2 protein-coding genes are annotated in these 994 nt (G+C 63.8%); both read left to right on the forward strand.

What is annotated here, in order from left to right; genetic code table 11:
- On the forward strand, nucleotides 1–414 hold a 414-nt coding region (locus tag DPV79_RS41490; protein ID WP_279636650.1), incomplete at its 5' end, for a type VI secretion system accessory protein TagJ.
- On the forward strand, nucleotides 407–964 hold the full coding sequence (gene tssE, locus DPV79_RS41495) for a type VI secretion system baseplate subunit TssE (protein WP_113048179.1): 558 nt from the start codon (nucleotides 407–409) through the stop codon (nucleotides 962–964). The genes DPV79_RS41490 and tssE, both read left to right, overlap by 8 nt.
- Nucleotides 965–994: the final 30 nt, after the last annotated feature.

The raw sequence follows: 994 nt of genomic DNA on the forward strand, positions 1-994 counted from the left end.
TGGATTGCGGACAGCGACTCGCGTTTCGGTCCTGTATGCGAGTTCATCACGGCGGGACACTATCGCTGGGTGCCGTTCGCCGATCTGGCCGCGTGGCGTGTGTCACCGCCCACGAATCTGATCGATCTTGTCTGGGCGCCATGTGTGCTGACGCTGACCGATGGCAGCGTCGTGCGCGGCTTCATGCCCGCACGTTACCCCGGTTCCGATGCGGCAAACGATTCGCTGCGTCTCGGCCATGAAACAGTGTGGCATAAGTCGGGGCGTACCGCCGTCATCGCACTCGGACAGAAAACCTGGACGACCGAACAGGGCGACTTCGGGCTGTTCGAGCTGGCCGACACAACGTTCGGCATGCCGCATGGGTCGACGACTGTGGACGGCGCCACCGCCGGGGAACCGGTCAATGACTGAGCGCAGGAAGCCTTCTTCTCCCGCAGACGTGCTGGCCTCACGGACGCCACGAAGGGCCAGTGCGCACCTGATGCCAACCCTGCTCGACCGGCTGCGCGACGACGCACCGCACCGTCACGTGGAGGCCCCCGAGGAATACACCGTCACGCGCAGACAGATGCGCGACATCGTGCAGCGTGACCTGGCGTACCTGCTCAACACGACCAGCATCGAAGACCAGATCGATCGCGCGCGCTATCCGCATGCAGCCGCTTCGACGGTCAACTTTGGTGTACCGCCGCTCTCGGGCACCTTCCTCGCGTCGCGCCAGTGGAACGACATCGAGCGGATGATCCGCCAAGCCATCACCGATTTCGAGCCGCGGCTGATCCCCGATTCGCTGGTGGTGTCGCCGAGCCGGACGACCGACGCCGGCGAACATCACAACGTCCTTGCGTTCGAGGTACGGGGCCTCGTGCACATGGACCCGTATCCGCTCGAATTCATGGTGCAGAGCTCGCTCGATCTCGAAACGAGCGAGATCCAGATCACCGGCGTGCGTAACAGCTGAACGCCGCACGGCACAACGACTACAACGAGA

This window comes from Burkholderia reimsis (genome assembly GCF_003294055.1).
Lineage (GTDB): Bacteria > Pseudomonadota > Gammaproteobacteria > Burkholderiales > Burkholderiaceae > Burkholderia > Burkholderia cepacia.